The following is a 7,485-nucleotide window of genomic DNA, read 5'->3' on the forward strand; positions in this document are numbered from 1 at the left end:
TCTTTTGAATTCATATTGTCATAAGCATTAAAATCTATAAATCTAGCAAAATAATTATGATGTGACCTCATTTTCCTTGTAAAAAGGAGAAAATTGCGGCATCGTTATTGTATCGGACCAATTCTCAAAAACCACTTCAACCTCCATCCCTATTTCAACAGCTTTTGGCTCACATTGTACGATATTACTCATCATTGTTGGACCTTCTTCTAATTCAATGATGGCAATAACATATGGTACTTGAGAAAGGTATGCCTTAGATATGGCACGATGGACGATTGTGAAACTCATCACCTTTCCCCTACCTGAAGCCTTCATCCACTCGACTTTCCTGCTTGTGCAATTGGTACACATCAGACGTGGATAAAACTGGAAGTTATGACAATCAGAACACTTTTGAATTATAAGTTCATGTACTCGACACCCTTCCCAGAATCGAGCCGTCTCCACAGTTGGCTGGGGGAAGTTTTTTCCTAACGATTCTTGCATTTAGACAACCTCCCGACCAAGAATAAGTGTGGTATGGCTGGACATAATCCCACCCTGGCCATGAACAAGTGCTACCTTTGCATTGGGCACTTGCCGTACCCCAGCCTGGTGCCTGAGCTGAGTGACAGCCTCTGTTAGGGCGAACATAGAACCAGGATTACCTGGATGACAATGTGACAGGAGACCTCCGTGCGTATTGACTGGAAGGGAGCCTCCAAGTTCAATCTCTCCGCTTTCCACAAACGCGCCGCCTTCTCCTTTTTCACAAAAACCAAGGTCTTCAAGTTCTATTAATACAGTTGGTGTAAAGCAATCATATAGTTGAGCAAAATCAATTTCATCTGGACCAATACCGGCCATTTCGTAAGCACGCTTTCCAGATTCTACAGCTGCAGAAGTAGTGAGGCTACGTGCTTGGCTAATATGTTCATGTCCATGCCCTTCACCAACACCGAGTAAGTAGACTGGATGATCGGGGTATTCGACAGCCCGTTCTGCGGAAGTTAGAATGACAGCAGAACCGCCATCTGATATTAGTGAGCATTCCAAAAGGTGTAACGGGTCTGCAATCATACGAGATTTTAAGACATCATCGACAGTTATTAGCTCGCGCATTTGAGCATGAGGATGTAAGTTAGCGTGTTTACGAGCGGCGACAGATATAGCAGCAAGTTGTTCGGGCGTTGTACCATATTTCTCCATATGTGCTTTGGCAATAAGAGCATAATAAGCAGGGATCGTTGGGCCATATGGTAATTCAAACTGTTTATGTCCCGTAGAGACTTGTGCTGCCATCGCCTGCTCTTTTGTTAATCCACTATGAAGGCTGTCTGCCATTGTTATTAACACTGTATCGCAAACTCCTGTTAAAATAGCGGAAGCTGCATGGTGCAAGACCGAAAACGTTGTTCCCCCTCCTGTCCCAACACTCATGCAATATTTAGGGTAAATTTGCAAATACTCTGCGATCGCCTCTGCGTGATACAGCATTGGTTCAGCCATGGAATTACAGGTAATTAATCCATCGACCTTATCTTTACTAATCCCTGCATCATCTAATGCTTTTAATGCTGCATCAATACATAGCTGTGTTGCTGATAGATGGGGAACAATACCAACTTCCGTGTCAGCTGCCCCGACAATCGCTACTTTTCCGCGTAATGTCTGCATGCTATTCCTCTTTTCTTATCAATAAATAAAAGAACAAGTGTTTACCGTTTTACTTGGTAGCCTACATGTTCACGATCCCACGTATCTGATGTGATCCCTTCAGAACGCAATTTGTATTTTTCTACCCTTTGGGAAGGTGTTCTCGGCAATTCTGTTACGTAACGGATATAACGAGGTATTGCGAAATGAGCCATACGTGTTTGACAAAACTCGAGAAGATCTTCTGGTGCAACGGTTTCTCCTGCTTTTAGGATCACAACTGCAAGTACTTCCTCTTCAGACAGTTCAGATGGAACTCCGATAATGGCTGCTTCCAATACCTTAGGATGATCGTTCATTACACGCTCGATCTCATAGGACGAAATGTTTTCACCACGCCTGCGAACAACATCTTTTTTTCTGTCGATAAAATAAAGATAGCCATCTTTATCGAAACGGCCCGTATCTCCAGTATGAAACCAGAGGTTTTGCCATGACTTGACGGTTGCCTCTGAATTCCCATAATAATCGGTAAACATAATTCCTGGCTTTTTTGGGCGGACAACGATTTCGCCGCTCTTGCCAACAGGACAAGGGAATCCATTTTCATCATGTATTTCTACTTCAAAAATCGGCCTTATCTTACCACATGCACCTTTTCGAAAATTTTCAGCAGGATTTGCTGCTACAGTGCCTAATTCGGTTGACCCGTACACTTCAGAGATTTGCACGTGAAAACGGGTTTGAAAATCTTCATAAATTTCCTTCGGAGTTGGCGCACCATATGCTTTTCGAACAAGATGATCTGCATCTTGAGCACATTCCTTTTGTTTCATTAGGATTGTTAACATAGACCCCATAAAGTTAAAGGCCGTAATCTTTTCCCTGCGGCAGATATCCCAAAATTTTGAAGCAGAAAATCGATTATGCATGACAACCCCGCAACCAACGATTAGAGCGACAAGGACGGTCGTATAACGTGCGTTTACATGAAATAATGGAAAAACAGTAAACAAGCGATCTTCCGGATTATATTCCATTACTTCACATGCTGTTTTCGCAACGCTAAAATTCGCACTATGGGTAAGGACGACACCTTTTGACGGTCCAGTTGTCCCTGATGTAAAGAGGATGAGAGATGGATCACTCGGTTTCATTTGACGATCTACACATTCATCACTTGCTTCAGAGAGAAGTTTTTCAAAGGAATACCAAGTAAATCGGTTCGATTTTATTTGTTGTTCATCTCCGACTACAATCACATGGCGGAGATATTCAAGCTGTGCGGAGATTTCATTTAGTCGATCCACCCATTGTGCTGAAATGACAAGTGCCTGACATTCTGCTTTGTTAAGAATATAAACTAGTAAATCACCTCGAAACGCTACATTAATCGGAACTTCAATCACACCGAGTCTAGCAAGTCCCAGCCAGGTTATCAAAAATTCTGGGCTGTTTGGCAGCATAACCGCACACGTATCTGCTTTGTTCAATCCTAGAGATAATGCTAGATTCGCAAGCTGATTCCCTTTTTGGTGAAATTCTTGATAGGTAAGATCACCACTCTCAAAACGTACAAATCGTTCATTTGGTCTCATTTTGGCCCGATATGCAACAATTTCGCCAAATGTCTCTGGTCCGTTATACATTTTTTATCCTCCAGTTGACATAATGAAGTTATATTAAACTATGTTTATAAAAGCTTATTAACGAATAACTTTATATCTAGTAAACTCACGATCCCATGTATCTTCCGTCACACCTTCTTTCCTAAGCTTATATTTCTCTACTCTTTGTGAAGGTGTTCTTGGCAGCTCTTTCACAAAGCGGACATATCGAGGGACAGCGAAATGAGCCATTCGAGTCTGGCAAAAATCGAGTAATTCCTCAGGTGAAAGAGCTTCCCCTTCTTTTACATTTACAACAGCAAGTACTTCTTCCTCTGAAAGTTCTGATGGTACACCGATGACTGCTGATTCAAGAATTTTCGGATGTTTATTTAAAACACGTTCAATTTCATAGGATGAAATGTTTTCGCCTCTTCTCCTCACAACATCCTTCCTCCGATCGACAAAGTAGAAATATCCATCTTCATCCATATAACCGCTATCACCTGTGTGAAACCATAGATTTCCCCATGATTTTACCGTTTCCACAGGCATACCGTAATATCCTGAGAACAAAACCCAAGGCTCCTTAGGGCGGACAACAATTTCACCTGTTATGCCAGGCGGGCATGGTTCATCATTGTCATCATGAATCTCAACCTCATAGATTGGAACAGCTTTACCACAAGACCCTTTACGAAATGAGTCTGCACGATTGACTGTTGCTAATCCAACTTCTGTTGAACCATATGCTTCTGTGATTTTCACATTGAATCGTTTTTGAAAATCCTCATAGATTTCCAGTGGTGCAGGCGCACCTTGAATCATCCGCACAGGATTATCTGCATCATCTGGCCGTTCTGGTTGCTTCATCAAAATCGTAAGAAGTGATCCCATGTAATTAAAACAAGTGATTTTCTCTCTTCGGCAAATATCCCAAAAATTCGAGGCAGAAAAGCGATTATGCATGACGACATCACAATCGGCAATCAGTGCAACAAGAATCGTGGTATAACGTGCATTGACGTGAAATAAAGGAAAAACAGTATATAAACGATCGTCAGGTCCATAATTCATAAGGTCACAAGCAGTCCTAGCAAGACTAAAATTCGCACGATGTGCAAGAATGGCCCCTTTGGATGGACCGGTCGTGCCTGAGGTAAAAAGAATGAGAGATGGATCACTAGGTTTGATTTCAACATCTATTTCAGCTTCATTTGCATTAGACATAAGATTTTCATAGGAATACCAAGTGATGTGGCCATCTTCCCTCTCATACTTATCGCCAACCACTAGAACGTGGCGAAGATGTACGAGCTCAGGGGATATGTCCCTTATTCGGTCCATCCATTGTGAGGAAATGACGAGTGCCTTGCATTTTGCCTTGTTTAGGATATAGGCAAGCAACTCACCTTTATATGCAATATTAATTGGAACCTCTATGACTCCAAGTCGGGCAATCCCTAACCATGTAACTAAAAATTCCGGACAATTCGGCAGCATAACTGCACATGTATCGCTCTTGGCAAGACCTAGAGACGACATAATGTTAGCAACTTTGTTCCCGCCGCGATGATACTCACTATATGTTAGTTCATCATTTTCAAACTTAACAAAACATGCGCTTGGCTTTGACATCGCACGATCCTTAACAATTTCACCAAAAGTTTCGAGTCCGCTATACATTTTATCCTCCTATGAAACTAGCTTTAAAAAGATTTCATTTTACGAGAAGGCAATTTTTATCACCTCAGGTATCGCTAAAAGGAGACCCGAGGTGATTATTAACGTCATGTTTAATCCAAATTCACCCAAATATTTTTAATCTCTGTATACATATCAATGGAAGCCGCGCCGTTTTCTCTACCTAGTCCGCTTTGTTTATAGCCACCAAAAGGTGAACCAGGTTCTGTAATATTGTACGTGTTGATCCAAACATTCCCTGTTCGCAGCGCATGGGCTACTTTATGAGCTTTGCGGATATCTGTTGTACAAATCCCTCCACCCAATCCATAAACCGTATTATTTGCTTGTTTAATCACTTCATCGATATCATCAAATGGCATAGCTGAAACCACTGGACCAAAAATCTCCTCTTTTGCAATAGTCATTTCGCTATGTACGTTTGCCATAACAGTTGGTTTGACAAAATGGCCATTTGCTAAATCAGCTTCTCTCGCATCACCGCCGATCAGCATTTCAGCCCCTTCTTTCAGTCCGATATCCAAATAGTTTAAGACACGTTCTTTCTGTTTGGACGAAATAAGCGGTCCAATGACGGTATCATTGTCAAACCCATTGCCTACTTTATAGTTTTTTGAGTACTCAGCTAAGTCAGCTAAAAATTTATCGTAAATACCATTTTGTATATATAGCCTTGAACCAGCAAAACAAACTTGGCCTGAGTTAAAAAAGATGGAATTCGCTGCATTGGCAAGAGCAGTTTCGTAATCAGCATCATCAAAAATAATATGTGCTGATTTACCGCCTAGTTCAAGTGTTACTTTTTTAATATTCACTGCACTATTTTGAATGATTTGTTTACCCACACTTGTTGAACCCGTAAAGGCAATTTTATCGACATCTGTGTGTGATGCTAAAGCAGCACCTACAGTTGTACCGTAGCCAGTGACAATGTTGACAACTCCATCAGGGAACCCGGCCTCTTGTACCAGTTCAGCAAATCGCAGCAAACTAATTGGTGTTTCTTCAGACGGCTTTACAATCACCGTATTTCCGACTGCAAGTGGTGCTGAGATTTTCATAATGGCATTCATTAATGGTGCATTCCACGGAACAATTCCCGCACAAACGCCAATCGGTTCACGAATGGTATAGTTAAAAATGTTTCCTGGTGTGGAGGAAGGAATCGTTTCTCCTGTTATTTTCGTTGCCCACCCAGCATAATAACGGAAATTATCGGCTGCAGCTGCTGCAAATCCTCTTGTTAATGAAACTGGCTGTCCGTAATCAAGCGTATCTAAATGAGCTAACTCTTCAGCGTTTTCTTCGATTAAATCGGCTAATTTAAGAATAAGCCTTGCTCGTTCATTTGGTTTCATTTTCGGCCATGGACCTTCTTCAAACGCTTTACGTGCCGCTGCGACGGCAAGATCAACATCTCCTTTGTCTCCTTCTGCCGCTGTCGTTATTAATTCTCCGGTAGCTGGATTTCTAATTTCTGTTCGTTTCCCAGAAATTGCATCTACCCATCTACCTCCAATTAACATTTTTAACGGTTTTGATGTAAACTGAATGGCCTTTGAATTTAATGCAATTAAAGTGGACATTACGAATTCCCCCTTTTAAAATGAGAACAATTAACATAAGAAAATATCCTGTTTGTACATTCATTATAAAAATATTTGAAAGCGTTTCCAATAGTCAAAATAGTAATAATTGTACAAAACTTAACAGATTCGTATATATTGTATAATAGAGAGAAATTTTCTTGGAAAGAGGGTATGAAGATGAACACTGCGGCTACTAAAAAGGTCGTACGCTCAAAAAAATTATTTAGGCACACCCTATTAACTTTACTTAAGAAAAAACACTTTGACGAGGTTACGATAACAGAAATCGTAAAGGAAGCTGGCTATAATCGAGGAACCTTTTATTTTCACTACGAACAAAAGGAAGATTTATTACAAGAAATCATTGACGACGTGTTTTATGAGTTACAAAAAGCCTTTAGACATGTATATTTGAAATATGATAAGGAAGTAAACATATTAGAGCTTTCCACAATTGCTTTATTTGATCACTTTATCGACTACAAGGAATTTTATCAAATCATGCTAGGAGGAAATATTAACCATAATTTCCGGGATAAAATGATTGATACAATGAAAAAGCACTTTAGGGAAGATATTGATTTCACTGCAAATGATGTAGATTCAAACATCGACATCGAGCTTTTTTATACATATCGTGTTAGCGGAATGATTGGCCTCATATTAGAATGGATAAATAATGACTTCAATCACTCTAAGGATTATATGGCAGAACAGATTGTTAAAATTGCAACGTTTTATACGCAGAAGGTGTATATTAAGAAGTGAAAACGCGGGACGGTTCTTCTGTTTATATTTAAGCAAACAGCAGAACCGTCCAAGACCACTGAAAAAGTGTTCACTTTGAACGATTTACAGGTATTTCCACGTGTATATAGTAATGAAAAGGAGTTGATCATCTACATATAGTAGGTAATCAACTTCTTTTTTTCTTTCAATGAACTTTT

6 protein-coding genes are annotated in these 7,485 nt (G+C 40.3%); 1 reads left to right on the top strand and 5 read right to left on the bottom strand.

What is annotated here, in order from left to right:
* Window positions 1-54 precede the first annotated feature (54 nt).
* The 5 genes from K9V48_RS29495 to K9V48_RS21220 form a co-directional block, all read right to left on the bottom strand.
* Window positions 55-489 carry a Zn-ribbon domain-containing OB-fold protein gene (locus K9V48_RS29495; RefSeq protein ID WP_224141138.1) on the bottom strand — a complete coding sequence of 145 codons (435 nt, stop codon included), beginning with the start codon at window positions 487-489 and terminating at the stop codon, window positions 55-57.
* Complete coding sequence (locus K9V48_RS21205) at window positions 490-1,659, bottom strand: thiolase C-terminal domain-containing protein (RefSeq protein ID WP_224141139.1); 1,170 nt, start codon at window positions 1,657-1,659, stop codon at window positions 490-492.
* Between the two features lie 41 nt (window positions 1,660-1,700).
* On the bottom strand, window positions 1,701-3,287 hold the full coding sequence (locus tag K9V48_RS21210) for an AMP-binding protein (protein ID WP_224141140.1): 1,587 nt from the start codon (window positions 3,285-3,287) through the stop codon (window positions 1,701-1,703).
* 57 nt (window positions 3,288-3,344) lie between these two features.
* Window positions 3,345-4,931, bottom strand: coding sequence for an AMP-binding protein (locus tag K9V48_RS21215; RefSeq protein ID WP_224141141.1), 1,587 nt, complete (start codon window positions 4,929-4,931; stop codon window positions 3,345-3,347).
* A gap of 110 nt (window positions 4,932-5,041) precedes the next feature.
* A complete protein-coding gene (locus K9V48_RS21220; RefSeq protein ID WP_224141142.1) occupies window positions 5,042-6,535 on the bottom strand; it encodes an aldehyde dehydrogenase family protein in 1,494 nt (497 codons plus the stop codon).
* Between the two features lie 180 nt (window positions 6,536-6,715).
* Between K9V48_RS21220 and K9V48_RS21225 the strand changes: the two genes are divergently transcribed.
* A complete protein-coding gene (locus K9V48_RS21225; protein WP_224141143.1) occupies window positions 6,716-7,306 on the top strand; it encodes a TetR/AcrR family transcriptional regulator in 591 nt (196 codons plus the stop codon).
* The last annotated feature ends 179 nt before the right edge of the window (window positions 7,307-7,485 follow it).

The organism is Metabacillus rhizolycopersici (assembly GCF_020075705.1).